Source organism: Streptomyces sp. NPDC127117 (assembly GCF_042677325.1).
Lineage (GTDB): Bacteria > Actinomycetota > Actinomycetes > Streptomycetales > Streptomycetaceae > Streptomyces.
This window is the reverse complement of record NZ_JBHXTM010000003.1, coordinates 85931-110910: the sequence shown is the minus strand read 5'-3', so window position 1 is coordinate 110910 and position 24980 is coordinate 85931. Positions and strand designations below refer to the sequence as shown.

Below are 24980 nucleotides of genomic sequence, written 5' to 3'. Positions count from 1 at the left end.
GGTGGGGTTCCCGAGGGTGGTGCGGGGGGGGGCGCGGGGGAGGGGGGGGTGGGGGGGGCGGGGCCGGGGGGGGGGCCCGGTTTCCGGGGTTCTCCGGCCCCCACGGTCGTAAGGGTGGTGAGGAGGCGTCAGCTCTGCGCCGGTGTGTCCTGCTCGGGCGCGTCCGCGGCGCCGTCCGCCGGGGCCGCCTCGGGGGCGGTACCGGACTGGGCGCGCTCGCGCATCTTGCGCAGCAGCTCCTGCTTCTGATCGGCCGCCGTCCTGCGGTCGGTGTTGCGGGCGGCGCCCACGCCCTGCTGATCGGCGCGGGACAGCTTCTTGCGCTGTCCGCCCACACCGAGAAGGTTGTTACGGCTCTTGGCCACGGCGTTCTCCGGTTCGTAGTGCGAAGTGAGGTCTCAGGCGACCTGGAAGGGGTCCGGTGGGCGGCGGGTGGTCGAACCCGCCGCGCTCTCACTCGTAGATCTGGAAGAACGAAGACATGCCGGAACCGTACCCCGGTCCGGCGGGCCCTCGCACCAGCTTTTGGGCCCGGACCCCGCGCCGGGTGCTCAGGCGGACGGGTCGACCGTTGCCCGGTGGGCCTCGGCGAGGTGCTCCCCGGCCTTGAGCCAGGGCAGGAACTGCACCCGTTCGTCCCAGCCGCAGGTGTCGCAGCTCAGCTGCCGCCGCACCCCCGACTTCCTTACGTGGACGGTGTGTTCACGGCCGTGCCGGTCCCATCGGGTGACCTTGCTGGTGGTCATTGACGGCATCGGGGCCTCCTGGGTGGGGGGTGCCCAGTGTGCAACGGAGCCCCCGGTTCCGTACGGAGAACCGGGGGCTTCGTCGGTGGAGCGATACGTCAGCAGCCGAGCAGGCGGGCGCCGAGGTAGGCCTGGATCTGGTCCAGGGAGACGCGCTCCTGCTTCATCGTGTCGCGCTCGCGCACGGTCACCGCGTTGTCGTCGAGGGTGTCGAAGTCGACGGTGACGCAGAACGGCGTACCGATCTCGTCCTGACGGCGGTAGCGGCGGCCGATGGCGCCAGCGTCGTCGAACTCGATGTTCCAGTTCTTCCGCAGGTCGGCCGCGAGGCCCTTGGCCTTCGGCGACAGCTGCGGGTTCCGGGACAGCGGCAGGACGGCGACCTTGACCGGCGCCAGGCGCGGGTCGAGACGCATCACGGTGCGCTTCTCCATGACGCCCTTGGCGTTGGGCGCCTCGTCCTCGATGTAGGCGTCGAGGAGGAAGGCGAGCATCGCGCGGCCGACACCGGCCGCCGGCTCGATGACGTACGGGGTCCAGCGCTCGCCGGCCTCCTGGTCGAAGAACACCAGGTCGGTACCCGAGGCCTTGGAGTGCGCCTTGAGGTCGTAGTCCGTGCGGTTGGCGACGCCCTCCAGCTCACCCCACTCGCTGCCGCCGAAGCGGAAGCGGTACTCGATGTCGGCGGTGCGCTTGGAGTAGTGGGAGAGCTTCTCCGTCGGGTGCTCGTACCAGCGCATGTTCTCCTCGCGCATGCCGAGCTCCGTGTACCAGTTCCAGCGCTGGTCCATCCAGTACTGCTGCCACTCCTCGTCCTCGCCCGGCTTGACGAAGAACTCCATCTCCATCTGCTCGAACTCGCGGGTGCGGAAGATGAAGTTGCCCGGGGTGATCTCGTTGCGGAACGACTTGCCCATCTGGGCGATGCCGAACGGCGGCTTCTTGCGCGAGGTCTGCAGCACCTGGCCGAAGTTGGTGAAGATGCCCTGGGCGGTCTCGGGGCGCAGGTACGCGACCGAGCCGGAGTCCTGGGTCGGGCCGAGGTGGGTGGAGAGCAGACCCGAGAACTGCTTGGGCTCGGTGAAGGTGCCCTTGTTGCCGCAGTTGGGGCAGTTGAGCTCGGCCAGGCCGTTCGCGGGCGCGTGGCCGTGCTTCTCCTCGTACGCCTCCTCCAGGTGATCGGCGCGGAAGCGCTTGTGGCAGGAGGTGCACTCGGTCAGCGGGTCACTGAACGTGGCGACGTGGCCGGAGGCGACCCAGACCTCGGGGGCGAGGATGACCGACGAGTCGATACCGACCACGTCCTCGCGCGAAGTGACCATGTAGCGCCACCACTGGCGCTTGAGGTTCTCCTTCATCTCGACGCCCAGCGGCCCGTAGTCCCAGGCGGCCTTCTGGCCTCCGTAGATCTCACTGCACGGGTAGACGAAGCCACGGCGCTTGCTCAGGCTGACGATGGAGTCGATCTTGTCGGCGGCCACGGTGCTCTCTTCATTTACGACGAAATTGGACAGGGGTGGCGCGAAGCGCCTGAGTGGGGGGTGGTGATCGGGAGACGGGCGGGCGAATGCCTCAGATTACCGGCGGGCACGGCCTCCGGATCAAATCGGTACCGGCGTCGTCGGTCGGGAAGTCATCTCATAAGCCTTGTTGACAATCGTTTCCAGTTTTGTTGAAAATGACTGTCATGAACGTCAGCCGCCTCATACCCACCGCCGCCGTCGCCGGAGCAGTCGTCCTCGGCCTCACCGCGCTCACCGCCTGCTCCTCCTCGGACGCCGCGGACCACAAGAACGGCGACAAACTGGACGTGGTGGCCTCGTTCTATCCGATGCAGTTCCTGGCCGAGCAGATAGGCGGGGAACACGTCTCCGTCACCACGCTGACCAAGCCGGGCGTCGAGCCGCACGACCTGGAGCTCAGCCCGCGGCAGACGGGCGGGCTCACCGACGCCGACTACATCCTGTACCTCAAGAGCGTCCAGCCCGCCGTGGACGACGCCATCGAGCAGTCCGGCGTGAAGAACGCCGTCGACGCCGCGAAGCTCACCACGCTGGAGGACCACGGCACCGAGGCCGGCGGTGAGGAGCACGGCCACGAGCACCACGGCGACGAGGCCGGCGCCGACCCCCACATCTGGCTGGACCCGGTGAAGTACGCCGAGGTCGCCAAGGGCGTGGGCGCCTCCCTGGAGAAGTCCGACCCCGGCCACGCCGCGGACTACCGGAAGAACACGGAAGCGCTGGTCGGCAAGCTCGACGCGCTGGACAAGGCGTACGCGGACGGCCTGAAGAACACCGCCACCAAGACGTTCATCACCACCCACTCCGCCTTCGGGTACCTCGCCGAGCGCTACGGCCTCACCCAGGAGGGCATCGCCGGCGTCGACCCCGAGGCCGAGCCCAGCCCCGCGCGGATCAGCGAGATCCACACCATCGCGGAGAAGGACAAGGCCACCACCGTGTTCTTCGAGACGCTCGCCAGCGACAGGACGGCGAAGACCCTCGCCAAGGACACCGGCCTGAAGACCGACGTCCTGGACCCGCTCGAAGGAATCACCCCCAAGTCCAAGGGCGCCGACTACATCGAGGTCATGCGGTCCAACCTCGCCGCCCTGCAGAAGGCGCTCGGCGCGAAGTGACCCCCGTAACCCCCGCCACAGCAGCATCGGAGGCGCACATGCCCGCGACCGGGAGCACCACGACCGACCCCGTGATAGCCGTGCGGGGCGCCACCGCCACCCTCGGCGCGCGTCCGGTGCTGCGCGGCATCGACCTGACCGTCCACCGCGGCGAGGTCGCCGCCCTGCTCGGCGCCAACGGCTCGGGCAAGTCGACCGCCGTACGCTCCGTCATCGGCCAGGTCCCGCTCACCGGCGGCTCCGTCGAGCTGTTCGGCACCCCGCTGCGCCGCTTCCGCTCCTGGGCGCGGATCGGCTACGTGCCCCAGCGCACCACGGCGGCCGGCGGCGTCCCCGCCACGATCCGCGAGGTCGTCACCTCCGGGCGGCTGTCCCGCACGAGGCTGGGCCTGCTCCGCGGGGCCGACCGGGCCGCCGTCGACCGGGCCATCGAACTCGTCGGGCTCGCCGACCGCGCCAAGGACTCGGTGGACGCGCTCTCCGGCGGACAGCACCAGCGGGTGCTGATCGCCCGCGCGCTGGCCGCCGAACCCGAGCTGCTGATCATGGACGAGCCGATGGCCGGCGTCGACCTGGCCAGCCAGGAGATCCTCGCCACGACCCTGCGCGAGCAGGTCGCGGCCGGCACCACGGTGCTGCTGGTGCTGCACGAGCTCGGCCCGCTGGAACCGCTGATCGACCGCGCGATCGTGCTGCGCGACGGCTGCGTGATGCACGACGGGCCGCCGCCGAAGGCCCTGGGCCAGCACGCGCTGCCCGGACACGACCACGTACACCCCCACGCGGCCTCCGAGCCCGTCCGGACGGGACTGCTGAGCTGACCATGGAATTCCTCGAACCTCCCTTCATGCAGCGGGCCCTGCTCGCCGCCGTGCTCGTCGGCGTCATCGCCCCCTCCGTCGGCATCTACCTCGTCCAGCGCCGCCAGGCCCTGATGGGCGACGGCATCGGCCACATCGCGATGACCGGTGTCGGCCTCGGCTTCCTGCTCTCCACCAGCCCGGTCTGGATGGCCACGGCGGTCGCCGTCGCCGGTGCCGTCGTGATGGAGCTGATCCGCTGGTACGGACGCACCCGCGGCGACATCGCGCTGGCCATGCTGTTCTACGGCGGCATGGCGGGCGGTGTGCTGCTGATCAACCTCTCCGACACCGGCTCCAACGCCAACCTCACCTCGTACCTCTTCGGCTCCCTGTCCACGGTCTCCTCCGAGGACATCACCTCGATCTGTGTGCTGGCCGCCTTCGTGCTGCTGGTGACGCTGGGGCTGCGCCGCCAGCTGTTCGCGGTCAGCCAGGACGAGGAGTTCGCCCGGGTCACCGGGCTGCCGGTGCGGGCGCTGAACCTGCTGGTCGCCGTGACGGCGGCGGTGACCGTCACCGTCGCGATGCGGGTCGTCGGGCTGCTGCTGGTCAGCGCCCTGATGGTGGTGCCGGTCGCGGCCGCGCAGCAGATCTCCCGGTCCTTCAGGGTGACGTTCGTGCTGTCGGTCGTCATCGGTACGGCGGTGACCCTGGCCGGCACCGTCACCTCGTACTACCAGGACGTTCCGCCCGGCGCGACGATCGTGCTGCTGGCCATCGCGGTCTTCGTCGCCCTGACGCTGCTGGCGGCCCCGCTGGCCAGAAGCCGCGCCCGCCGGAGCGAAGCGGCCTTCGAGGAGTGCACCCTGGAGGTACCGGCCACCCGTCCGGCCCCGGACGAGCTCCGGGTCTGACCGTGACGTCCGGACGGGCTGGCACAATGGCCCGACACAAGTACGGGCGACACGAGGAGGCTGCTGTGGCGACGGCGCCGATCAGTGGAACGAACGCGGCCCCGGTACGCGGCCGGTCGACCCGGCAGCGGGCGGCGGTGGCGGCGGCGCTCGACGAGGTGGACGAGTTCCGCAGCGCCCAGGAGCTGCACGACGTGCTCAAGCACCGCGGCGACTCGGTCGGGCTGACCACCGTCTACCGCACCCTCCAGTCCCTGGCCGACGCCGGCGAGGTCGACGTGCTGCGCACCACGGACGGCGAGTCCGTGTACCGCCGCTGCTCGACCGGGGACCACCATCACCACCTGGTGTGCCGGATGTGCGGCAAGGCCGTGGAGGTCGAGGGGCCCGCGGTGGAGCAGTGGGCGGAGACGATCGCCGCTCAGCACGGGTATGTGAACGTCGCCCATACGGTGGAGATCTTCGGTACCTGCGCGGAGTGCGCGGACACGAAGAAGTGACGTCGAGGGCCCGGGGCGGTGCCCCGGGCCCTCGCCCGTCTCAGAGCCTTTGTACGTTGCGGTCGAGCACGCTCCGCAGCAGGTCGAGCTCTTCCGGCCCGCGCACACCGCGCTTGGGCAGCATGGTGACCCCGGTGGCCTGCTTGTCGCCGCTGAACAGCACGAAGAGGTGCGGCGTCTCCCGGTAGCGGGGCACCATCGGCCAGCGGACGATCATGGTGCTGTGGTCCGTGGCCACCTCTATGCCGGTCTCGCGCACCACTGTGCGGCAGGTGCCCTGACGCACGGCGAACCGGTACAGCTGCCGGGCCTGGAGCCAGGGCGTCAGGACCACGGTCAGCATCACGGCGATGAGCCCCACCCAGACGGGCGCCCCCGGGCCGTGCCGGCCGCTCGCGATCGTGATGCCCATCAGCACGGCCAGCGCCGGCATCAGGATCAGCAGCTTGCGCTGCATACGGCCACTCCTGCTGATCTTCGCGCGGGCGTTCAGCGCCTCCGCGAAATCGGCCGTGGTCGGCTGGTACTCCAGCTCGACCACGGCCCCTTCCGGTTCCCACCCCTGAGTTGTCATGGGGCGGAATCGTAACCGCAGGGTCAGGCGGCCGGCCCCGCGGTACCCGCCTCCACCGCGCCGCCGAAACGCCGGTCCCGCTGGGCGAATTCCAGACAGGCCCGCCACAGGTCACGGCGGTCGAAGTCCGGCCAGAGCACGTCCTGGAAGACCATCTCGGCGTAGGCGCTCTGCCAGATCAGGTAGTTGGAGGTGCGCTGCTCGCCGCTGGGGCGGACGAAGAGGTCCACGTCCGGCATGTCCGGGTAGTAGATGTACTTCGCGAAGGTCTTCTCGTTGACCTTCGACGGGTCGAGCTTCCCGGCCGCGACGTCCTGGGCGATCCGCTGCGCGGCATCCGCGATCTCGGCCCGGCCGCCGTAGTTGACGCAGAAGTACAGCGTCATCCTGTCGTTGTCCTTGGTCTGCTCCTGGGCGACCTGGAGTTCCTGGACGACGGACTTCCACAGCTTGGGCATGCGGCCGACCCAGCGGATACGGATGCCCAGTTCGTCCATCTCGTCGCGGCGGCGGCGGATCACGTCCCGGTTGAAGTTCATCAGGAACTTCACCTCCTCCGGGGACCGCTTCCAGTTCTCGGTGGAGAACGCGTACAGCGAGAGGTTCTTCACGCCCATCTCGATGCAGCCCTTGAGCACGTCCATGACGACGCCCTCGCCGACCTTGTGGCCCTCGGTGCGCGGAAGGCCGCGCTCCTTGGCCCAGCGGCCGTTGCCGTCCATCACGACGGCCACGTGCTTGGGCACCAGCTCGCCGGGGATCTTCGGGGGCGTGGCACCGGAGGGGTGCGGCTCCGGGGTCTTGTAGTCGCGCCGGTTACGGCCGCCGAGCATCCCGCGTACTGCCATGAACTGTCTCGCTCCCTGTGCCTGATCTGCCTGTGTCACTTCTCTACGTACCGCAGTGAGCGCAGCCCGCGCTCCAGATGCCAGTGCAGATAGGCGGACACCAGTCCGCTCCCCTCCCTGACATGACGCGCCTCGCACGCGTCCGCCGTCTCCCAGTCGCCGCTGAGCAGTGCGCTCAGCAGTGTGACGGCCTCAGCCGAGGGTACGACGCTGCCGGGCACCCGGCAGTCGCCGCATATGACGCCCCCCGCCGCGACGGAGAAGAACCGGTTCGGTCCGGACATTCCGCACTTGGCGCAGTCCTCGAAGCTGGGTGCGTAGCCGTTGACGGCCAGCGAGCGCAGCAGGAACGCGTCGAGGATGAGATGCGGCTCGTGTTCGCCGCGGGCGAGGGTGCGCAGCCCGCCGACGAGCAGCAGGTACTGCTGGACCGCGGGCTCGCCCTCGTGGTCGGTGAACCGCTCGGCGGTCTCCAGCATCGCTGTGCCGGCGGTGTAGCGGGCATAGTCGGTGACGATGCCGCCACCGTACGGAGCGATCGTCTCGCTCTGGGTGCAGAGCGGCAGCCCGCGGCCGATCAGCTCGCTGCCCCGGGCGAAGAACTGCACGTCGACGTGGGAGAAGGGTTCCAGCCGGGCCCCGAACTTGGACTTCGTGCGGCGCACCCCGCGTGCGACGGCGCGCACCCGGCCGTGGCCGCGGGTCAGGATCGTGATGATCCGGTCGGCCTCGCCCAGCTTCTGCGTGCGCAGCACCACGCCGTCGTCCCGGAACAAGCTCATGCGTCCATTGTCCGGTACGGGGACGGCTCGGCGGGCCCGGCCCCGCAGGCGGCCGGTCAGGAGGGCGTGCGCGCCGCCTCGGCGAGCAGTCGGGCGGTGTCCTGGGCGCAGAGCTGGAGCGCGCCGCCGACCGTGGTCAGCACCTCACGCTCGGCCTGTCCGTACGGGCCGTCGGCGAGCGCGATCCGGGCGCCCTGGAGCAGAATCGATTCGCGTCCGGCGGGGGCCAGGTGCGGGGCGAGGGGTTCCAGCGCCTCGTGCAGTTCGATGGCGAGGGCCGCTCCGCACGCCTCGGCCGCGGGGTCGAAGGCGGAGCCGTGCCCGGTGTCGGCGGCGAGGACCTCGACGACGGTGCAGAGCTGTTCCTCGGTGCAGTCGTCGAACCCGGCGCCGCGCACGATGGCGGCCGCGGTCTCCAGCACCGTGCGGGAGGTGGTGCCGCCGGCCGCGAGGACGCCGAGCGCGACGGTGTGGACGGCGTCCCGGAGCATGGCGGAGAGCCGGGTGGTGGTGGGGTGGTCGAGCGCGTCGGTGCCGAAGTGCTCGCGGCAGGCGGCGCATTCGACGACCGGGCCGACGGTGCCGCGCCGCAGCATCGGCACACCGAGCACCGCGAAGCGCCGACGGCCGGTGAGCCTGCGGTAGTTGCGGTCGCCGCCGCAGCCGGGGCAGAAGAACTCCCCGTCGCCGACGGGATCCCAGATGGTGCGGATGCCGCAGATACGCAGCTTCATGGCGCGTTGTCCCAGGGCTGACCGCACGTCGCACACCTCCGTAACGCTACGGCAACATTGCCGTGTGGACGTGATGTTAACCACAGTCGTGATGTGACGTCAGTACCTCTCTCGTCACAACCGCCCGGAGATGGCCGAACCCCGCCCCCCGGATGCGGGTGGGCGGGGTTCTCGGCCGTGTGGCCCGGTGCCCTCGCGGGGCGCCGGATCAGCGGGTGGCGCGGTTGACGGCGGAGACGACCGCCTTCAGTGAGGCCCGGGTGGTGTTGGCGTCGATGCCGATGCCCCACAGGACCTTTCCGTCGATCGCGCACTCGATGTACGAGGCGGCCTGGGAGCTGGCGCCCTCGCTCATGGTGTGCTCGGTGTAGTCCAGGAGACGGGCGTCGATGCCGATGGCCTGCAGCGCTTCGAAGAACGCGGAGATCGGTCCGTTGCCGGTACCGGTCAGCACGGTGTCCGTGCCGTCCACGGTCGCCTCGACGGTGATCGTGTCCTTGCCGTCGGAGCCGGTCGTGGTCTGGCCGGTGCGGATCTGTACGCGGCCCCAGGCGTTCTCCGGGCTGGGCAGGTACTCGTCGCGGAACGTGGACCAGATCTGCGTGGGCGTGACCTCGCCGCCCTCGGCATCCGTCTTGGCCTGAATGATCCGGGAGAATTCGATCTGCATCCGGCGCGGCAGGTCCAGCTTGTGGTCGTTCTTCAGGACATAGGCGATTCCGCCCTTGCCGGACTGCGAGTTGACCCGGATGACGGCCTCGTAGCTGCGGCCGACGTCCTTCGGGTCGATCGGCAGGTACGGCACCGCCCACTCGATGTCGTCGACCGTCCTGCCCTGGGCGGCCGCGTCGGCCTCCATGGCGTCGAAGCCCTTCTTGATGGCGTCCTGGTGGGAGCCGGAGAAGGCGGTGTAGACCAGGTCGCCCGCGTAGGGGTGGCGCGGGTGGACCTCCATCTGGTTGCAGTATTCGCTGGTGCGGCGGATCTCGTCGATCTGCGAGAAGTCGATCTGCGGGTCGACGCCCTGCGAGAACAGGTTCATGCCCAGGGTGACCAGGTCGACGTTGCCGGTGCGCTCGCCCTGGCCGAACAGGCAGCCCTCGATCCGGTCCGCACCGGCCATGATGGCCAGCTCGGCGGCGGCGACGGCGGTGCCGCGGTCGTTGTGCGGGTGGACCGACAGGCAGATGAACTCGCGGCGCGACAGGTTGCGCGACATCCACTCGAACCGGTCCGCGTGCGTGGACGGCGTCGAACGCTCCACGGTGGCGGGCAGGTTGAGGATGATCTCGCGCCCCTCCTCCGGCTGCCAGACGTCGCAGACCGCCTCGCAGACCTCCAGGGCGAAGTCCAGCTCGGTGTCGGTGAAGATCTCGGGGCTGTACTGGTAGCCGAAGGTCGTCTCCGGGCCCAGCAGCTTCTCCGCGTACTCCATGACCAGCCGGGTGCCGTCCACGGCGATCTGCTTGATGTCGTCCTTGGAGCCGCGGAAGACGACGCGACGGAAGGTGGGCGCCGTCGCGTTGTACAGGTGCACGGTGGCGCGGCGGGCGCCGACGATGGACTCGACGGTGCGCTCGATCAGGTCCTCGCGGGCCTGCGTCAGGACGGAGATCGTCACGTCCTCGGGGATCGCGCCCTCTTCGATGATGGAGCGGACGAACGCGAAGTCGGTCTCGCCGGAGGACGGGAAGCCGACCTCGATCTCCTTGTAGCCCATGCGTACGAGCAGATCGAACATCTCGCGCTTGCGGGCCGGCGACATCGGGTCGATCAGGGCCTGGTTGCCGTCGCGCAGGTCGGTGGAGAGCCAGCGGGGCGCGACCGTGATCCGGTTGTCCGGCCAGGTGCGGTCGGGGATGTCGACGGCCTCGTAGCGGCCGTACTTGTGGATCGGCATCCCGGACGGCTTCTGCAGCTGAGTCGCGTTGGTGATCGGCGTCGGGCGGCCGACAGCGGTTTCAGCGGAGGACTGGGCGGGATTTGCGGCGGTCATGGCGTACGGCTCCTCGGGGTCCAACCAGTGGGACGGCCGACTGTGTCGCTGCAACACCAGACTCCGCGGGGAGGGGGTCGGCCTACGACTACAGGCCCTCGCCGCGGCAGCTAAGAAGAAGCAGCCCGAAACGCATGATGCGACGAGACTAACCGAGAGGCGCCTGATGCGTCGGTCCCGTATCAGTATGCGGGACCGGGCGCAGGAAACGCCCAACCGTGATCGATCACTCCATTTCGTCAATCCTGATCGCAACCAGTGACAACCCGATTACCTGGTGCCACAGTCGGTTGTATGCAGCCTCAGTCACAGCACGGGTTTCGCCCCGTCTTCTGCACGATCGTGCCGCCCCAGGTCCTCGACAAGCTGTCGCAGTCCGACAACCCCGATCTCGCCGGCCCGGCCCGTCGCACCCTGGAGAGCGACGCGGCCCGCCGCACCCGCCGCCAGATGGCCACGGTCGTCACCGTGCCCGTCGCCCCCGCGTCCGACGGGGAGGTGTCCGACAAGCCCGAGCGCGTCCTGTACGACTGCCGCAACGGCACCCAGCTGCCCGGCACCAAGGTCCGGTCCGAGGGCCAGGAGCCGACGAAGGACGCGAGCGTCAACCGCGCGTACGCGGGTCTCGGCGCCACCTTCGAGCTGTTGCTCAAGGCGTACGGCCGCCGCTCGATCGACGGCAACGGACTGCCGCTGATCGGTTCCGTGCACTACGACGAGAAGTACAACAACGCCTTCTTCGACGGCGAGCAGATGGTCTTCGGCGACGGGGACGGCGAGATCTTCCTGGACTTCACCGTCGCCATCGACGTGATCGGCCACGAGCTGACCCACGGCCTGACCCAGTACACCGCCAATCTGAGCTACTACGGCCAGTCCGGCGCGCTCAACGAATCCATGTCCGACGTCTTCGGCTCCCTGGTCAAGCAGCACTCGCTGGGCCAGACCGCCGACCAGGCCGACTGGCTGATCGGCGCCGGGCTGCTCGCGCCCCGCGTCCAGGGCGTCGCGCTGCGCTCGATGAAGGCGCCGGGCACGGCGTACGACGACGACGTCCTGGGCAAGGACCCGCAGCCCGCGAAGATGGAGGACTACGTCCACACCAGCGAGGACAACGGCGGGGTGCACCTCAACTCGGGCATTCCGAACCGCGCGTTCTATCTGTTGGCGACGGCGCTCGGCGGCAATGCGTGGGAGCGGGCCGGGCAACTCTGGTTCGATGTGCTCACAGGTGGTCAACTGGCCGTGGACGCGGACTTCGCGGACTTCGCCCGGTTGACGGTCGCCGCCGCCCGCAGCCGCTTCGGCGAGGGCGACGAGGCCGAGGCCGTCCTGAAGGCGTGGTCGGAAGTGGGCGTACCGACCGCGTAGCGCGGTCCCGGCCCCTTGCCCGGCCCGCCGGCGTTGGAGGACACCACATGCGGATCCAGGTCAGCAGGACCGGCGGCTTCGCCGGCATCGCACGCCGCCGCGAGGTCGACACCGCCGGGCTGGCCGACGCGCCGGAGTGGGAGGCGCTGGCCGAGTCGGCGCTCGCCGCGGGCCACGACACCCCGCCCGGCGGTGTGCCGGACGGCTTCCGGTACGCGATCACGGTCGGCGACCGGACGGTCCACTGCGCGGACCCGAAGCTGACCGACGCCCAGCGGGCACTGGTCTCACGCGTCCTGAAGGAGGGCGCGTGAGGCCGGCCTCCCGGTAGCCCGGCTCGGAAGCCGAGCCTGCGCCGCGGCTTCGGGCCCGTCTCGACCGCCGCCCTCGCACCCTTCGGCCCCAGGGGGCCTCAGCGGCTTCGGGCAGCTGCACCGTTCTCCGGCCGCCGGGCCGGGCAGGGCTCAGAAGCCGAGCTTGCGCAGCTGCTTCGGATCGCGCTGCCAGTCCTTCGCGACCTTCACATGGAGGTCCAGGAAGACCGGGGTGCCGAGCAGTGCCTCGATGTGCTTGCGGGACTTGGTGCCGACGTCCTTCAGCCGCTTGCCCTTCGGGCCGATGATGATGCCCTTCTGGCTCGGGCGCTCGATGTAGACGTTGGCGTGGATGTCGAGCAGCGGCTTGTCCGCCGGGCGGCCCTCGCGCGGCAGCATCTCCTCGACGACGACCGCGATGGAGTGCGGCAGCTCGTCCCGTACGCCTTCGAGCGCTGCCTCGCGGATCAGCTCCGCGACCATGACCATCTCGGGCTCGTCGGTGAGGTCGCCCTCCGGGTAGAGCGGCGGGCTCTCCGGAAGCAGCGGGGCGATCAGGTCGCCCAGCAGATCGACCTGGGTGTCCTTGACCGCGGAGACCGGAATGATCTCCGCCCACTCGAAGCCGAGCTCCTCACCGAGGCGGGAGACGGCCAGCAGCTGTTCGGCGAGCTGCTTGGAGTCGACCAGGTCGGTCTTGGTGATGATGGCGATCTTCGGGGTCTTCTTGATGCCCGCGAGTTCCTTGACGATGTACTTGTCGCCGGGGCCGAGCTTCTGGTCGGCCGGCAGGCAGAAGCCGATGACGTCGACCTCGGCCCAGGTGGTACGTACGACATCGTTGAGCCGCTCACCCAGCAGCGTGCGCGGCTTGTGGAGACCGGGAGTGTCGACCAGGATCAGCTGCGCGTCGTCGCGGTGCACGATGCCGCGCACGGTGTGCCTGGTGGTCTGCGGCCGGTTGGAGGTGATCGCCACCTTCTGGCCGACCAGAGCGTTCGTGAGGGTGGACTTGCCCGCGTTGGGGCGGCCCACGAAGCAGGCGAAGCCGGCCCGGTGGGGGGCTTTGCCCGCGGCCTGCTGCGCAGCGGCATCTGTGTCAGGTCGAACGCTCATGGCGCCCATTGTCCCCGATCCCGGCGGCCCCGCCGCACCAAGGGCCGCGGCGGGGCCTGTCGGATGTCGTCTCAGGCGGTGCGGGTACGGCCTCGGCGGGTCCGTATCCACATCCCCGTGCCCCCGCCGACGATCACCAGCAGGATCCCGGCCACCAGCCAGGGCAGGGCGAAGTACGAGGCGGTGGCGGACTCACGGGTCTCGCGGGCGCTCGCGGTCAGCCGGATCTCGCCCCACTCCAGCTGGGGCGCGTCGGCCCACTGCTCGGTGAGCCGGACCTGCTGGCGGGGCAGCAGTTCGGAGGGGATCTTCTTCAGGTCGCGGGCGAGCAGGGTGCGGCCGAAGAGGCCCTCGGCCTTGAGTGCGACCTCGGGGCTGAGGGTGACATTGCCCCGGTTGTGGAGCGTGTACGAGATCACGGCCCGGCTCTTCCCGGTGCCGGGTACCAGGGGCTGGGTGTGCTCGACCCGGATGTCGTCCACGGAGAGCGCGGGCATGGTCGGGCCGTTCACCCGCAGATAGATCCGGGCGCCGACCGCCTTCTGGATGCCGACGGCGACGGCACCGGCGTCGGCGGGGTCGATGCGCTCGTCCAGTGCGACGAGCGCGCCGGGGTGGTCGCCGGGTTCGGCGTTCCGGGGGACGGTGATGGTGACCGGGACGGTGACCGAGCCGTGCGGCTCCACGGTGACCCGGTCGCGGCCGGTCCTCGCCCAGGCGCCGACCGAGCGCTGCTTCTCGTCGCGGGTCCGGACGGCGAAGCCGCCGTCGCGGGCGGTGTTGTAGGCGTCGGCGGCGTACAGCCGGAAGCTCTGCGGCCGGTTCGTCTTGTTGGTGACGGTGACCTTGTCGTGGAGCGTGGCGCCGGGGTCGGCCGAGAGGTAGAAGTACGGGCGCTGGCCGGCCCGTCCGGTGGCCGGGAAGACCGACCAGCTGCCATTGTCCGCGGCGTCGGCGGCGGGTGCGCCGATCAGCAGGAGGACGCAGGCCAGGAGCAGTACGTGGATGTTGCGCACGGTGCGGAACCCCCGGGTGGTGGTCGGGACGGACGGTCCGGGCGGGTGCGCGCCCGGTCCGCCGGTTGCTCGGGAGCGCTCGGTCACGTGAGGGTGAGGGTGAGCACGCCGGAGTACGCGCCGGGGGCGGTGTACGCCGGTACGTTCAGCGCGAGCCGGGCGTCGACGGTGAACTCGCCGCCGGTGAAGGTCCCGTTCGGCGTGGACGCCAGCGTGGCGCCCGCGCTGCCGACCGGTCCCGCGGAGCCCGCCGCGCAGGTGCTCGGGCTGCCGGGCCTGGTCGCGCAGACCGGCGTCCAGCCGAGTGCGGACGCGGCGATCGTCGCGCCGCCGGGGCCCTTGAAGTCGGTGACCTTGCCGGTCAGGGACCAGCCCGCGGGGCCGCCGCGGAAGTCCTCGACCGTCACCGTCTGCAGGGAGCCGCGGGAGGCGCCACCCCGGCCGAAGTCGACCGCCGACATCTCGACGGTGTCCCCGGCCTGCACCATGGAGAGCGTGCCCGCCTCGATGGAGGTGTTGAGCCGCTGGCTGCCGTCCGGGGTCTCGCCGCCGCCACCGGTGACGGTGTAGGCCTGCGGGCCCGCGCCCTTGGCCGCGTCCCAGCTGCCGCCCTCGTAGGCGACGATGCCGGTGGTCGCCGGGTCGTCGACGGTGAGCCGGCCACTGAAGCTGCCGGAGCCGTCCGCCTTGACGGTGGCCGTGTCGGCGGTCTGCGTGTCACCGGCCCGGCCGGCGAGGGTGATGTCCGCGCCCGGGGTGAACTTCGACCCGGTGACGGTGACCTCGTCGCCGGCCTTGCCGGACGCGGCCCCGAGCTGGATGGCACGCTCGTTGACCTGGCCGCCGCCGTCCGTCGCGATGATCGTCTCGGAGACGGGGGCGGGCGGGTCCGTCACCGTGCAGGGGGTGTCCAGCTCCATGATGTAGCTGGTGTGGATGTTGTAGTCGCCGGGCGACAGGGTGATCGATCCGGGCGCCGTGACCGTGAAGGTGCCGGTCATCGAGAACGACGGGAAGGCCCCCTTGCCGGGTACCGGGTCGTTCTTCTTCGGGCCCGCGACGGTGACGCTCGCGCTCTGCGCACCGCCGACGGTGACCTTGCCGGTCGGCGTCATGATGTCGGCGGGCAGCGCCAGATCGACCGGGTTGCCCGCGGCCGGTTCGACGACGGTGTACGTGACGGTGACCGTCTCGCCCACCTTCGGGGCGGCGTTGTCGACGGTGATCCGTGCCTTCGTCGTCCCGTCGATCGGCGGGATGCCCGCGATGGCCGGCGGGATGCAGTGGGTGGGGAAGTCCACCTGCACCGAGGCGGTGACCATGGCCTGCGCGGGGCCCGCGAGCACCCCTCCCCCGGCCACGACGAGCGCGCCGACGCCCAGTGCCGCGGCCCAGCGGCGGCGGTGTCCCGGCCGTCTTCGGGTGCCGGATCTTCGCATGCTGATTCTTCGGTCGGTCGGACGCATGGAGCCCCCTCCTGCGGATGCGGCGCGGCGGCTCTCCGCGCCGACGGGGGCCCATTGACGGCTCCGGCCGAAAAGAAGTCAATGGAAGCGAAATGCACTGACTGATGGTCCATCAGATGCTGTCAAGATCCCTGCGCCGGAGGGATCTTGACAGCATCCGTCGTCAGCCGGCCGTCACGCTGATCCGCAGGGTGCCGTCGGGCCCGGCCAGCAGGACGGGGGTGTCCGGGCCGCCCAGGTCGCGTACCGCGGCGCGGTCCTCGTCCGACGGGGTCTGCGCCTCGGAGACGACCGCGGCCGCCTCCAGCGAGGTGGCTCCGCTGGCCACGGCCATCGCCACGGCGGTCTGCAGCGCGCTGAGCTTCAGCGACTCCAGCCGTACGGTGCCGGCGACATAGGTACGTCCGGTCTCGTCCCGTACGGCTGCGCCCTCCGGCACACCGTTGCGGGCGCGGGCGCTGCGCGCCAGCGTGACGATCTTGCGGTCCTCGGGGCCGAGGTCGGTGCTCTCAGTCATGTGCCGAGCATACGAACCGGGCGCACCGGCCCGCGCACGGGACGGCCCCTACGCCCGGTCCAGCCGGAGCCGTTCCGCCTTCGGCAGTCCCGCGACCACCAGGTCGTACGAATCCTCGATCAGCTCGCGGAGCACCCGGTCCGGCACCCCGGACACCGTCACCGTGTTCCAGTGCCGTTTGTTCATGTGCCAGCCCGGCACCACCGCGTCGTACTTCTCCCGCAGCCGCACCGCCTCGTCCGGATCGCACTTCAGGTTCACCGTCAGCGGCCGTGCGTCCAGCGCGCTGAGCGCGAACATCTTGCCGAGCACCTTGAAGACGGAGGCCTCGGGGCCGAACGGGAACTCCTCGGCGCTCGCGTTGAACTCCAGGCAGAACGCCCTGAGCTGCTGCGGGGTCATCCCTCGTCCTCCTCCTGGGCCGCCACGGGCTCCACCAGCACCGTGACGATCTTGTTGCGGCGGCCCGCCGGGGACTCCGCGGTCAGCCGCAGCCGGCGGCCGTCCGGCAGGTCGACGACGGCCGACGCCCCGGCGATCGGAACCCGCCCCAGCGCCTTGGCCAGCAGTCCGCCGACGGTCTCCACGTCCTCGTCGTCGTACTCGTCGAGGCCGAACAGCTCCCCGAGGTCGCCGATGTCGAGGCGTGCGGTCACCCGGAAGCAGTCGTTCCCCAGCTCCTGGACGGGCGGGAGTTCGCGGTCGTACTCGTCGGTGATCTCGCCGACGATCTCTTCGAGGATGTCCTCGATGGTGACGATGCCGGCCGTGCCGCCGTACTCGTCGATCACGACGGCGACATGGCTGCGTTCCTGCTGCATCTCGCGCAGCAGGTCGCCGGCGTTCTTGGTGTCGGGCACGAAGGACGCCGGCCGCATCGCGGTGGAGACCAGATCGGCCTCCGACTCGCGGTTGATGTGGGTCTTGCGGACCAGGTCCTTGAGATACACGATGCCGACGATGTCGTCCTCGTTCTCCCCGGTGACCGGGATCCGCGAGAAGCCGGAGCGCAGCGCCAGGGTCAGCGCCTGCCGGATCGTCTTGTAGCGCTCGATGCAGACCAGGTCCGTCCGCGGCACCATGACCTCGCGCACGAGCGTGTCACCGAGCTCGAAGACGGAGTGCACCATGCGGCGCTCCTCGTCCTCGATCAGCGACTCCGCCTCGGCGAGGTCGACCATCGCGCGCAGTTCGGCCTCGCTGGCGAACGGACCCTTGCGGAACCCCTTGCCCGGGGTCAGCGCGTTGCCGATGAGGATCAGCAGCTGCGGGATCGGGCCCATCACCCTGGCCAGCGGCAGCAGGACGTACGCCGCGGCGGTGGCCGTGTTCAGCGGGTGCTGGCGGCCGATGGTGCGCGGCGAGACCCCGATGGCGACGTAGGAGACGAGGACCATCACGCCCATGGCGACGGCCAGCGCCTCCCAGGTCTCCGGGAATTCCTTCAGGCAGGCGTACGTGACGAGCACCGCGGCCGACATCTCGCAGGCGACCCGCACCAGCAGGGCGACGTTGAGATAGCGGGTCGGGTCCGCCGCGACCTGCTCCAGCTTCCCGCTGCCGCGCCGCCCGGAGCGGACCGCCTCGGCGGCCCGGAAGCTGGAGACCCGGGCGATGCCCGCCTCCGCACAGGCCGCCAGCCAGCCGACGACGACCAGCAGAACGGCCCCCAGGACGAGAGGAACGCTCACGAGACGGTGGGGGCGGGCGACGGGCCGGTCAGGCCGTGCTCGGCGCGCCAGCCGTCGACGATCGCGGCCTGGAGGCCGAACATCTCGGCCTTCTCGTCCGGCTCCTCGTGGTCGTACCCGAGGAGGTGCAGCACCCCGTGGACCGTGAGGAGCTGGAGCTCCTCGTCCATGGAGTGCCGGGTCTCCGCGTCCTCGCCCTGCTTCTCGGCGACCTCCGGGCAGAGCACGATGTCACCGAGGAGCCCCTGCGGGGGCTCCTCGTCGTCCTTGGCCGGCGGACGCAGCTCGTCCATCGGGAAGGACATGACATCGGTCGGGCCCGGGAGGTCCATCCACTGGATGTGGAGCTGTTCCATGGCGTCGGTGTCCACCACGATCACCGAGAGCTCGGAGAGCGGGTGGATCCGCATCCGCGCGAGCGCGTAGCGGGCGATGTCGAGGATCGCCTGCTCGTCGACCTCGGTTCCGGACTCGTTGTTGACGTCGATCGACATGGTGCGCTGCTACTGCTTCCCGTTGTGGCCGGCTCGGCTGTCGTACTTCTCGTACGCGTCGACGATACGGCCGACGAGCTTGTGCCGGACGACATCCTGGGAGGTGAGCCGGGAGAAGTGCACGTCCTCGACGCCGTCCAGGATCTCCTGGACCTGGCGCAGACCGCTCTTGGTCCCGTTCGGCAGGTCGACCTGGGTGACGTCACCGGTGATGACGATCTTCGAGTCGAAGCCGAGCCGGGTCAGGAACATCTTCATCTGCTCGGCGCTGGTGTTCTGCGCCTCGTCGAGGATGATGAACGCGTCGTTGAGCGTGCGGCCGCGCATGTACGCCAGCGGCGCCACCTCGATCGTGCCCGCCGCCATCAGCCGCGGGATCGAGTCGGGGTCGAGCATGTCGTGCAGCGCGTCGTAGAGCGGGCGCAGGTACGGGTCGATCTTCTCGTAGAGCGTGCCGGGCAGGAAGCCGAGCCGCTCGCCCGCCTCGACGGCGGGCCGGGTCAGGATGATCCGGTTGACCTGCTTGGACTGCAGGGCCTGGACCGCCTTCGCCATGGCGAGGTAGGTCTTGCCGGTGCCGGCGGGGCCGATGCCGAACACGATCGTGTGCTTGTCGATCGCGTCGACGTACCGCTTCTGGTTGAGCGTCTTGGGGCGGATCGTGCGACCGCGGCTGGAGAGGATGTTCTGGGTGAGCACCTCGGCCGGGGTCTCCTGGCCGTCCCCCTCGCCGCTCTCGCTCGCCCTGAGCATGGCGATCGAGCGTTCCACTGCGTCCTCCGTCATCGGCTGACCGGTGCGGAGCACCAGCATCATCTGGTCGAACAGGCGCTGGATCAGCGCGACTTCCGCCGCGTCACCGGCGGCGCTGACCTCGTTTCCCCGGACGTGGATGTCGGCCGCCGGGAAGGCCGTCTCGATCACGCGCAGCAAGGCGTCACCGGAGCCCAGAACGGTCACCATCGGGTGGTTGGCAGGGACGGTGAAGTGGGCTCGCGCCTGCCTCGGCGCAGGGGTCTGGGCTGTGGGTGTCTGAGTCATGGGCCGGCTCTGTGGCCTGCACATACCTCCCGTTGCAAGGTTCTCGCCGATCGACAACCTCTCGGATTACCAAGCGTACGACTCCGCACCGACAACACCGAGGGCTTTTTCGCACAGGCTCGCGAGCGGGCGGGCCCGCCCGCCGGTCAGACGGGGTGGCGGAAGCCGATCGTCGGGACCGCCCGGCGCAGCGGCCAGGGCCGGGCGGCGGCGGGCAGCAGCTCGTCCAGGAAGGCGTACCGCTGGAGCGCGGCCGGGTCCTGGTCGGCGAAGGTGCGGATCCGCTGCCACCAGGCGGCGATCTCCGCCCAGCCCGGCGCCGAGAGCGATCCGCCGAACTCCTGGACCGAGAGCGCCGCGGTCAGTCCGGCGAAGGCCAGCCGGTCGGCCAGCGGCCAGTCCGCGAGGGTTCCGGTGACGAAACCGGCGACGAAGACGTCACCCGCGCCGGTGGGGTCGAGCGCCTCGACCTCGATCGCGGGCACCTCGGCGCTCGCCCCGGTCGCCGAGTCCACCGCGTAGGCGCCCTCCGCGCCGAGTGTGACCACGGCGAGCGGCACGCGCTCGGCCAGGGCGTGGGCGGCGGCGCGCGGGCAGTCGGTGCGGGTGTAGCGCATCGCCTCCTCGGCGTTGGGCAGGAAGGCCTGGCAGTGCTCCAGGTCGGTGAGGGCGTCCAGGTCCCAGCGGCCGGTCTCGTCCCAGCCGACGTCGGCGAAGATCCGGGCGCCGTTGCGGGCCGCGGTGGCGACCCAGGCTTCGCTGCGGCCGGGGGTGAGCGAGGCGACGGCGGCACGGGCGCGGGGCGGGCAGCACGGGAAGGCGGGTTCCCCGGCGGGGACTGCGGGGCCGGGGGCCTCGTGGCCGTGCGAGACCATCGTCCGCTCGCCCTCGTACGCCATCGAGACGGTCACCGGCGAGTGCCAGCCGGGGACCGTGTGCGACATGGACAGGTCGATGCCCTCGCCCTGTTCGAGGGCGTCCCAGCAGTACTCCCCGTAGTGGTCGTCGCCGAACGCGGCGGCCAGTGAGGTGTGCAGCCCCAGTCTCGCCAGGGCGGTCGCCATGTTGGCGACCCCGCCGGGGCTGGAGCCCATGCCGCGCGCCCAGGACTCGGTGCCACGCACCGGGGCGCTGTCGAGGCCGGTGAAGATGATGTCGAGGAAGACCGTGCCGGTGAGGAAGACGTCGCAGGCCGGGTCCTGCGGGGCGCGCAGCCCGTCCAGTGGGTCGATACCTGGAATGTCCGTACTCACCTTGCACTCCCCGGTCGTGGCAGATCTGGCCAGTGTGCCCGATTCACCGCCGTAACCGGAGGGTGCGCGCCGCCGGTCGCGAAGGGCTCGTCCGGGCGCCTCACATGTGGGCCCCGACCTGCATAAACATGCGCTGCTACCCGGGCCCCCGGAGAGTAAACGCATATGTGACCCAGATCACACTGGGGCGGCTTTCGGTCGACTGGCCGCAGTTGATACAAATTGGCCCGCGAGCCCAGTCGGTGACAGTTACCGAAGAGTGGCCCGATTTCCCCGTATTTCCGCATTGCCCTCCCCTGCCTTCTCTGCCGCCTCAGGCATGTCCTCAGGAACGCCCATGTCCTCGCGCCCTCGCGCCGCGTGGCCCCTGGTCGCCGTGTTCACCGCCGGCTACCTCGCCGCTTATCTGCTCCCCACCATCGTCGGGCGGCTCTCCGTCTATCTGGGCCTCAGTACGGCGCAGGCCGGCCTGGTCGGCAGTGCCCTGCTGCTGAGTTCGGCGACCGCCGGATTCACACTGGCGGGCCGGGTCGAGACCTACGGCCCTCGGCGGCCGGCCCGGACGGGGCTGGTGCTGGCCATGGTGGGGTACGGCTGCGCCGCCCTGGCCGGGTCGGTGCCGCTGGTGGTCATGGGCGCGATGATCGGCGGCTTCGGCTCCGGCACGGCGACCGCGGTGGCCGCCGCGGGCATCGCCGCCCAGCGCGATCCGCACCGCACCTCGTCGCTCGGGCTGCTCAGCGTCTCCGCGACGGCGGGCGCCCTGTATCTGACGATCCCCCACCTCGGCGGCGGCCACCGGCTGCCGTTCGCCTCGATCGCCGTGGTCGCCCTGCTCGTCTGGCCCGCCACGGCGCGGCTCGGCGGCGTCACGCCCACCGGTCCCGCCGCCCCGGTCGCCGGCCGGCTGCCGCACCGCCGCTCGGGTCTGGTGCTCGCGGGCGGCATGCTCGTCTGGTCGATGGCGCAGAACGCGCTCTGGGGCGTCAGCAGCCGGATCGGGGTGGACCAGGTCGGGCTCTCCGAGGTCACCATCGGCGCGGTGTTCGCCGCCGCGCTCGGCACGGGTCTGCTCGGGGTGATGGGCGCCGGGATGCTGGGCGCCAGGCTCGGCCGGGCGGTGCCGATCGGTCTGGGCACCGTGATCATCGCGGCGAGCATCGTGCTCAGCTCGTCGGCCGGGAACCTCGGCTCGTTCGCGACCGGCGAGATCCTGTGGAACACCGTCTACCCGGTGGTGCTGTCGTATCTGATCGGCCTGGCCGCCTCACTGGACGTACGCGGGCGCTGGGCGGTCCTCGCGGGCTCCGCCTCGTCCGTCGGGGTGGCCTGCGGACCGGTCCTGGGCAGTGTGCTTTCCGAGCAGGCCGGTTACCCGGTCATGGGCCTGATCCTGGGCGCCGTCACGCTTCTGGTCGCGGCCCCGGTCACGGCCGTCGCCCTGCACACCGGTGGCCGTCCGCTGGTACCGGGATCGGTGCGCCGCAGAGGCGGCGCACCCGCCGCGCTGCTCGCCGTCACCACCGGGGCGGTGCCCGGCGCCGTGCCCAAGCTGGGCTCGCCCGAGCAGGCCGTCACGGAGATCAGCCTGCCGGTGCGCCGAAGGCGCCCGGTCAGGACCGCGTTCCGGACGGCCGGCCCGGCGGGCGGGGCCGGTCAGTCGAACGCGTACGCCTCGACCTCGGACAGATAGCGGGCCCTGCGCTCCTCGTCGTGGTCGAGGAAGGCCGCCTCGAAGGAGTTGCGGGCCAGGGTGCGCAGCCGCTCCCGGTCCAGGGCGAGCGCCTCGTGGACGGCGTGGAAGGTGTCCCCGACGTACCCGCCGAAGTAGGCGGGGTCGTCGGAGTTCACCGTGCAGAGCAGTCCGGCGTCCATCATGGCCCGCAGCGGGTGCTCCTCCAGGGTGTCGATGGCGCGCAGCCGTACGTTGGACAGCGGGCAGAGGGTGAGCGGCACCCGGTCCGCGACCAGCCGCTCCACCAGCTCCGGGTCCTCCATGCAGCGCAGTCCGTGGTCGATGCGCTCGACCCCGAGGACGTCCAGCGCCTCCCGGATGTACTCGGGCGGGCCCTCCTCGCCCGCGTGGGCGACCTTGCGCAGCCCGAGCGCCCCGGCCGCCTCGTACACCTCGCGGAACTTGACGGGCGGGTGGCCGACCTCGGCCGAGTCCAGGCCGACCGCGCTGATCCGGTGCAGATGCGGCTTCGCCGCCTCCAGGGTCTCCAGCGCCGACTCGGCGGACTCGTCGCGCAGGAAGCACATGATCAGCTGGGTGGAGATGCCGTGCCGCTCCTCACTGCGGTCCAGCGCCCGGCCGAGCCCCTCGACGACGGTGCCGATCGGGACGCCGCGGGCGGTGTGAGCCTGCGGGTCGAAGAAGATCTCCGCGTGCCGGACGCCCTGGGCCGCGGCGCGGGCGAGGTACGCGTCGGCGAGCTCCTCGAAGTCCTGCTCGGTCCGGAGCACCGCCATCAGCGCGTAGTACAGGTCGAGGAAGCTCTGCAGGTCGTCGAAGAGGTAGGCGGTGCGCAGCTCCTCGGTGTCCGTGTACGGCAGCTGAACGCCGTTGCGCGCGGCGAGCGCGAAGGCCAGCTCGGGTTCGAGGGTGCCTTCGATGTGCAGGTGGAGTTCGGCTTTGGGGAGGGGCACGGGCATTTCACGCTCACAGACGGTGGTGCTGATGTGTCAGAAGTGCCGGGTGGGCACAGGGATACGGCTGAGGTCCTGGGCGACGGTGAGTTCGCCCTCGAAGCCCGCCGCGCGGGCCTGGGCCTCGAAGAGCGCCGGGTCGTCGTACCGCTGCGAGAAGTGCGTCAGCACGAGGTGCCGCACTCCCGCGTCCCGGGCCACCCGGGCCGCCTGTCCGGCGGTCAGATGGCCGTGGTCGGTGGCGAGCCGTTCGTCCTCGTCGAGGAAGGTCGACTCGATGACCAGCAGGTCGCAGCCCTCGGCGAGGACATGCACGCCGTCGCAGAGCCTCGTGTCCATGATGAACGCGAACCGCTGGCCGCGCCTGCGCTCGGAGACGTCGTCCAGCGTGACGCCGCCGATGACGCCCTCGCGCCGGATCCGGCCGACGTCGGGCCCCTTGATGCCGTGCTCGGCCAGTCGCGCGGGCAGCATGCGCCGCCCGTCGGGCTCGACGAGGCGGTAGCCGTACGACTCGACGGGGTGCGAGAGCCGGTGGGTGCTGAGCGTGTACGCGTCGGTGGTGGCGAGCACCCCGTCGGCGGCGACCGGGGCCTCGGTCAGCTCGACGGACTCGCGGTAGGCGGTGGCGTACCGCAGCCGCTCGAAGAAGTGCTGCCCGCTCGCCGGGTAGTGCGCGGTGACCGGGTGCGGGACCTGGTCGAGGTTGATCCGCTGGATCACCCCGGCCAGGCCGAGCGAGTGGTCACCGTGGAAGTGCGTGACGCAGATCCGGTCGATGTCGTGCGCGGCGACACCGGCCCGCAGCATCTGGCGCTGGGTGCCCTCACCGGGGTCGAAGAGGATGCCCTCGCCGTCCCAGCGCAGCAGATAGCCGTTGTGATTGCGGTGTCTGGTCGGGACCTGGCTGGCGGTGCCGAGGACCACGAGTTCGCGTACGGACACGGGGTGCGGGCCGTTCTAGCCGGGGGGCCACTGAAGTCCGCGGCCGCCCAGGACGTGGGCGTGCGCGTGGAAGACGGTCTGGCCGGCTCCGGAGCCGGTGTTGAAGACGACCCGGTAGCCGGTGTCCACGATCTTCTCGTCGGCGGCGACCTGCCCGGCCTCACGCAGTATGTCGGCGGCGACACCCGGCTCGGCGGCGGCGAGCGCGGCGGCGTCCGGGTGGTGGACGCGGGGAATGATGAGCACGTGGGTGGGGGCCTGCGGGTTGATGTCCCGGAAGGCGACGGTGGTCTCGGTCTCGCGGACGATGGTTGCCGGGATCTCACCCGAGACGATCTTGCAGAACAGGCAGTCGGGCTGCGGTTCTCCTGCCATGGGGTGGCTCCTCGCTGGGTGGTGACGGTCGCGGTGATCGTTGTACGGCATCGTATCGGGCCCGCAATCCAGCCCCTCCGGAACCTGGAACCCAGCCCGGCCGGAACCTGGGAACCAGCCCCTCCGGCGTTCGAGGAGCGGGGGGACAGGGGGCGGAGCCCCCGGACACGGGAAGGGGCGGGCAGGGGCAGCGA

Annotated in this window: 27 protein-coding genes; 7 read left to right on the top strand and 20 right to left on the bottom strand. The window is 70.7% G+C overall.

The features are described from left to right. Nucleotides 1-128 precede the first annotated feature (128 nt). The 3 genes from ACFVH0_RS03995 to ACFVH0_RS03985 all read right to left on the bottom strand — a co-directional run bounded on the left by ACFVH0_RS03995 (nt 129) and on the right by ACFVH0_RS03985 (nt 2227). Entirely contained in the window at nt 129-365 is a 237-nt protein-coding gene (locus ACFVH0_RS03995; RefSeq protein WP_385817876.1) for a DUF6243 family protein, read from the bottom strand. Between the two features lie 186 nt (nt 366-551). Beyond that, on the bottom strand, nt 552-755 hold the full coding sequence (locus ACFVH0_RS03990; RefSeq protein WP_385817875.1) for a hypothetical protein: 204 nt from the start codon (nt 753-755) through the stop codon (nt 552-554). Between the two features lie 89 nt (nt 756-844). Beyond that, nucleotides 845-2227 (bottom strand): glycine--tRNA ligase, encoded by a 1383-nt coding sequence (locus ACFVH0_RS03985; protein WP_385817874.1) that lies wholly within the window; start codon nt 2225-2227, stop codon nt 845-847. Between the two features lie 206 nt (nt 2228-2433). Here ACFVH0_RS03985 and ACFVH0_RS03980 point away from each other — a divergent pair, with 206 nt between their 5' ends. The 4 genes from ACFVH0_RS03980 to ACFVH0_RS03965 all read left to right on the top strand — a co-directional run bounded on the left by ACFVH0_RS03980 (nt 2434) and on the right by ACFVH0_RS03965 (nt 5604). Continuing rightward, a complete protein-coding gene (locus ACFVH0_RS03980; protein ID WP_385817873.1) occupies nt 2434-3387 on the top strand; it encodes a metal ABC transporter substrate-binding protein in 954 nt (317 codons plus the stop codon). A gap of 38 nt (nt 3388-3425) precedes the next feature. Then, nucleotides 3426-4208, top strand: coding sequence for a metal ABC transporter ATP-binding protein (locus ACFVH0_RS03975; RefSeq protein WP_385817872.1), 783 nt, complete (start codon nt 3426-3428; stop codon nt 4206-4208). Nucleotides 4209-4210: 2 nt separating this feature from the next. After that, a complete protein-coding gene (locus ACFVH0_RS03970) occupies nt 4211-5104 on the top strand; it encodes a metal ABC transporter permease (protein ID WP_385817871.1) in 894 nt (297 codons plus the stop codon). A gap of 65 nt (nt 5105-5169) precedes the next feature. Continuing rightward, entirely contained in the window at nt 5170-5604 is a 435-nt protein-coding gene (locus tag ACFVH0_RS03965) for a Fur family transcriptional regulator (RefSeq protein WP_385817870.1), read from the top strand. Nucleotides 5605-5644: 40 nt separating this feature from the next. Here ACFVH0_RS03965 and ACFVH0_RS03960 read toward each other — a convergent pair whose 3' ends face one another. The 5 genes from ACFVH0_RS03960 to leuA all read right to left on the bottom strand — a co-directional run bounded on the left by ACFVH0_RS03960 (nt 5645) and on the right by leuA (nt 10538). Further along, on the bottom strand, nt 5645-6178 hold the full coding sequence (locus tag ACFVH0_RS03960; protein WP_385817869.1) for a YcxB family protein: 534 nt from the start codon (nt 6176-6178) through the stop codon (nt 5645-5647). Between the two features lie 23 nt (nt 6179-6201). Further along, nucleotides 6202-7026 (bottom strand): isoprenyl transferase, encoded by an 825-nt coding sequence (locus tag ACFVH0_RS03955; protein WP_385817868.1) that lies wholly within the window; start codon nt 7024-7026, stop codon nt 6202-6204. A gap of 35 nt (nt 7027-7061) precedes the next feature. After that, on the bottom strand, nt 7062-7808 hold the full coding sequence (gene recO, locus ACFVH0_RS03950) for a DNA repair protein RecO (protein ID WP_124717792.1): 747 nt from the start codon (nt 7806-7808) through the stop codon (nt 7062-7064). 56 nt (nt 7809-7864) lie between these two features. Then, nucleotides 7865-8542 (bottom strand): TerB family tellurite resistance protein, encoded by a 678-nt coding sequence (locus ACFVH0_RS03945; protein WP_385818060.1) that lies wholly within the window; start codon nt 8540-8542, stop codon nt 7865-7867. Between the two features lie 208 nt (nt 8543-8750). Beyond that, the gene (gene leuA, locus ACFVH0_RS03940) at nt 8751-10538 is read right to left on the bottom strand and encodes a 2-isopropylmalate synthase (protein ID WP_385817867.1); all 1788 of its coding nucleotides are present in this window, start codon (nt 10536-10538) and stop codon (nt 8751-8753) included. Between the two features lie 294 nt (nt 10539-10832). Between leuA and ACFVH0_RS03935 the strand changes: the two genes are divergently transcribed. Both ACFVH0_RS03935 and ACFVH0_RS03930 read left to right on the top strand, forming a co-directional pair. Next, entirely contained in the window at nt 10833-11909 is a 1077-nt protein-coding gene (locus ACFVH0_RS03935; RefSeq protein WP_385817865.1) for a M4 family metallopeptidase, read from the top strand. 47 nt (nt 11910-11956) lie between these two features. Continuing rightward, complete coding sequence (locus tag ACFVH0_RS03930) at nt 11957-12223, top strand: protealysin inhibitor emfourin (RefSeq protein WP_385817864.1); 267 nt, start codon at nt 11957-11959, stop codon at nt 12221-12223. A gap of 150 nt (nt 12224-12373) precedes the next feature. Here ACFVH0_RS03930 and era read toward each other — a convergent pair whose 3' ends face one another. The 9 genes from era to ACFVH0_RS03885 form a co-directional block, all read right to left on the bottom strand. Then, nucleotides 12374-13348: a GTPase Era gene (gene era / locus ACFVH0_RS03925; protein WP_266733136.1), complete on the bottom strand. Its 975-nt coding sequence runs from the start codon at nt 13346-13348 to the stop codon at nt 12374-12376. 62 nt (nt 13349-13410) lie between these two features. Continuing rightward, nucleotides 13411-14355, bottom strand: coding sequence for a WxL protein peptidoglycan domain-containing protein (locus ACFVH0_RS03920; protein WP_385818059.1), 945 nt, complete (start codon nt 14353-14355; stop codon nt 13411-13413). An 83-nt stretch (nt 14356-14438) separates the two neighbouring features. Further along, nucleotides 14439-15794: a beta-xylosidase gene (locus tag ACFVH0_RS03915; RefSeq protein WP_385818058.1), complete on the bottom strand. Its 1356-nt coding sequence runs from the start codon at nt 15792-15794 to the stop codon at nt 14439-14441. Nucleotides 15795-15984: 190 nt separating this feature from the next. Further along, on the bottom strand, nt 15985-16338 hold the full coding sequence (locus ACFVH0_RS03910) for a cytidine deaminase (RefSeq protein ID WP_385817863.1): 354 nt from the start codon (nt 16336-16338) through the stop codon (nt 15985-15987). Between the two features lie 48 nt (nt 16339-16386). Continuing rightward, the gene (locus ACFVH0_RS03905; protein ID WP_385817862.1) at nt 16387-16740 is read right to left on the bottom strand and encodes an MmcQ/YjbR family DNA-binding protein; all 354 of its coding nucleotides are present in this window, start codon (nt 16738-16740) and stop codon (nt 16387-16389) included. Further along, nucleotides 16737-18029 carry a hemolysin family protein gene (locus tag ACFVH0_RS03900; RefSeq protein WP_385817861.1) on the bottom strand — a complete coding sequence of 431 codons (1293 nt, stop codon included), beginning with the start codon at nt 18027-18029 and terminating at the stop codon, nt 16737-16739. The genes ACFVH0_RS03905 and ACFVH0_RS03900 overlap by 4 nt, the downstream gene beginning before the upstream one ends. Continuing rightward, the gene (gene ybeY / locus ACFVH0_RS03895) at nt 18026-18523 is read right to left on the bottom strand and encodes an rRNA maturation RNase YbeY (RefSeq protein ID WP_385817860.1); all 498 of its coding nucleotides are present in this window, start codon (nt 18521-18523) and stop codon (nt 18026-18028) included. The genes ACFVH0_RS03900 and ybeY overlap by 4 nt, the downstream gene beginning before the upstream one ends. A gap of 9 nt (nt 18524-18532) precedes the next feature. After that, on the bottom strand, nt 18533-19564 hold the full coding sequence (locus ACFVH0_RS03890) for a PhoH family protein (protein WP_385817859.1): 1032 nt from the start codon (nt 19562-19564) through the stop codon (nt 18533-18535). 146 nt (nt 19565-19710) lie between these two features. Beyond that, a complete protein-coding gene (locus tag ACFVH0_RS03885) occupies nt 19711-20817 on the bottom strand; it encodes a carbohydrate kinase family protein (RefSeq protein WP_385817858.1) in 1107 nt (368 codons plus the stop codon). Nucleotides 20818-21154: 337 nt separating this feature from the next. On the opposite strand from ACFVH0_RS03885, the gene ACFVH0_RS03880 reads away from it, so the two are divergent. Then, nucleotides 21155-22510 carry an MFS transporter gene (locus tag ACFVH0_RS03880; protein WP_385817857.1) on the top strand — a complete coding sequence of 452 codons (1356 nt, stop codon included), beginning with the start codon at nt 21155-21157 and terminating at the stop codon, nt 22508-22510. On the opposite strand, the gene ACFVH0_RS03875 is transcribed toward ACFVH0_RS03880, so the two are convergent. From ACFVH0_RS03875 to ACFVH0_RS03865, 3 genes are read right to left on the bottom strand one after another with little or no spacing between them, the layout of a single operon-like run. Further along, nucleotides 22474-23466: an adenosine deaminase gene (locus ACFVH0_RS03875; protein ID WP_385817856.1), complete on the bottom strand. Its 993-nt coding sequence runs from the start codon at nt 23464-23466 to the stop codon at nt 22474-22476. The genes ACFVH0_RS03880 and ACFVH0_RS03875 overlap by 37 nt on opposite strands. A gap of 36 nt (nt 23467-23502) precedes the next feature. After that, on the bottom strand, nt 23503-24411 hold the full coding sequence (locus ACFVH0_RS03870; RefSeq protein ID WP_385817855.1) for a ribonuclease Z: 909 nt from the start codon (nt 24409-24411) through the stop codon (nt 23503-23505). 15 nt (nt 24412-24426) lie between these two features. Further along, complete coding sequence (locus tag ACFVH0_RS03865; RefSeq protein WP_385817854.1) at nt 24427-24786, bottom strand: histidine triad nucleotide-binding protein; 360 nt, start codon at nt 24784-24786, stop codon at nt 24427-24429. Nucleotides 24787-24980: the final 194 nt, after the last annotated feature.

What these genes read in the sequence shown, in the direction of transcription:
- ACFVH0_RS03890 (WP_385817859.1), bottom strand. Translation starts at nt 19,564, where the DNA reads ATGACTCAGACACCCACAGCCCAGACCCCTGCGCCGAGGCAGGCGCGA.
- recO (WP_124717792.1), bottom strand. Translation starts at nt 7,808, where the DNA reads ATGAGCTTGTTCCGGGACGACGGCGTGGTGCTGCGCACGCAGAAGCTG.
- ACFVH0_RS03910 (WP_385817863.1), bottom strand. Translation starts at nt 16,338, where the DNA reads ATGACTGAGAGCACCGACCTCGGCCCCGAGGACCGCAAGATCGTCACG.
- ACFVH0_RS03915 (WP_385818058.1), bottom strand. Translation starts at nt 15,794, where the DNA reads ATGCGAAGATCCGGCACCCGAAGACGGCCGGGACACCGCCGCCGCTGG.
- ACFVH0_RS03935 (WP_385817865.1), top strand. Translation starts at nt 10,833, where the DNA reads ATGCAGCCTCAGTCACAGCACGGGTTTCGCCCCGTCTTCTGCACGATC.
- era (WP_266733136.1), bottom strand. Translation starts at nt 13,348, where the DNA reads ATGGGCGCCATGAGCGTTCGACCTGACACAGATGCCGCTGCGCAGCAG.
- ACFVH0_RS03975 (WP_385817872.1), top strand. Translation starts at nt 3,426, where the DNA reads ATGCCCGCGACCGGGAGCACCACGACCGACCCCGTGATAGCCGTGCGG.
- ACFVH0_RS03880 (WP_385817857.1), top strand. Translation starts at nt 21,155, where the DNA reads ATGTCCTCGCGCCCTCGCGCCGCGTGGCCCCTGGTCGCCGTGTTCACC.
- ACFVH0_RS03955 (WP_385817868.1), bottom strand. Translation starts at nt 7,026, where the DNA reads ATGGCAGTACGCGGGATGCTCGGCGGCCGTAACCGGCGCGACTACAAG.
- leuA (WP_385817867.1), bottom strand. Translation starts at nt 10,538, where the DNA reads ATGACCGCCGCAAATCCCGCCCAGTCCTCCGCTGAAACCGCTGTCGGC.
- ACFVH0_RS03970 (WP_385817871.1), top strand. Translation starts at nt 4,211, where the DNA reads ATGGAATTCCTCGAACCTCCCTTCATGCAGCGGGCCCTGCTCGCCGCC.
- ACFVH0_RS03990 (WP_385817875.1), bottom strand. Translation starts at nt 755, where the DNA reads ATGCCGTCAATGACCACCAGCAAGGTCACCCGATGGGACCGGCACGGC.
- ACFVH0_RS03945 (WP_385818060.1), bottom strand. Translation starts at nt 8,542, where the DNA reads ATGAAGCTGCGTATCTGCGGCATCCGCACCATCTGGGATCCCGTCGGC.
- ybeY (WP_385817860.1), bottom strand. Translation starts at nt 18,523, where the DNA reads ATGTCGATCGACGTCAACAACGAGTCCGGAACCGAGGTCGACGAGCAG.
- ACFVH0_RS03905 (WP_385817862.1), bottom strand. Translation starts at nt 16,740, where the DNA reads ATGACCCCGCAGCAGCTCAGGGCGTTCTGCCTGGAGTTCAACGCGAGC.
- ACFVH0_RS03980 (WP_385817873.1), top strand. Translation starts at nt 2,434, where the DNA reads ATGAACGTCAGCCGCCTCATACCCACCGCCGCCGTCGCCGGAGCAGTC.
- ACFVH0_RS03865 (WP_385817854.1), bottom strand. Translation starts at nt 24,786, where the DNA reads ATGGCAGGAGAACCGCAGCCCGACTGCCTGTTCTGCAAGATCGTCTCG.
- ACFVH0_RS03930 (WP_385817864.1), top strand. Translation starts at nt 11,957, where the DNA reads ATGCGGATCCAGGTCAGCAGGACCGGCGGCTTCGCCGGCATCGCACGC.
- ACFVH0_RS03960 (WP_385817869.1), bottom strand. Translation starts at nt 6,178, where the DNA reads ATGACAACTCAGGGGTGGGAACCGGAAGGGGCCGTGGTCGAGCTGGAG.